This is a genomic window from Pseudomonas sp. P20, assembly GCF_016463925.1.
GTDB classification, from domain to species: Bacteria; Pseudomonadota; Gammaproteobacteria; order Pseudomonadales; family Pseudomonadaceae; genus Pseudomonas; species Pseudomonas aeruginosa.
This window is the reverse complement of sequence record NZ_JAEMVM010000116.1, coordinates 1-377: the sequence shown is the minus strand read 5'-3', so window position 1 is coordinate 377 and position 377 is coordinate 1. Positions and strand designations below refer to the sequence as shown.

The 377-nt window shown below is 60.5% G+C and carries 1 protein-coding gene; it reads left to right on the top strand.

Features of this window, described 5'->3' with window-relative positions; translation table 11 throughout:
- Positions 1–377, top strand: a 377-nt coding sequence (locus tag JHD77_RS32035; RefSeq protein ID WP_199506577.1) for a DUF4400 domain-containing protein, incomplete at both ends; no start/stop codon positions are given.

The window sequence follows — 377 nt, the reverse complement described above, 5'->3', positions numbered from 1 at the left end:
ACAAGAGAGCCAGAAGACCCTTCTCGGCACCATCATCAGTACGCCCTTCCAATTTCTCGGCGTGATGTTCGGGTCGCTGATCGGCGCAATCATCGTGGAGTGGGTTTGCCTGTATTTCTTCTGGCCTGACGCGGGCTGGAAGCATGCCCAGGCCATGTTCGAGTACGAACTCAGTTGGCTGTCGCAGGGGCTGTTACACAGCGTCGTCGTGCAGGAGCCAGGTCGAACCGCCACCTGGCTGGCCCAGTTGGCCTATGACTGGTTGTTCGTGAAGACCGGGATGGTCGACTGGATGACCAACATGACTACCATCGCGCAGGCCGGGCCACGGAGCCCGCTGGACGTTCGCTATCTCACCGCCCAGGGTGTCTCCACGC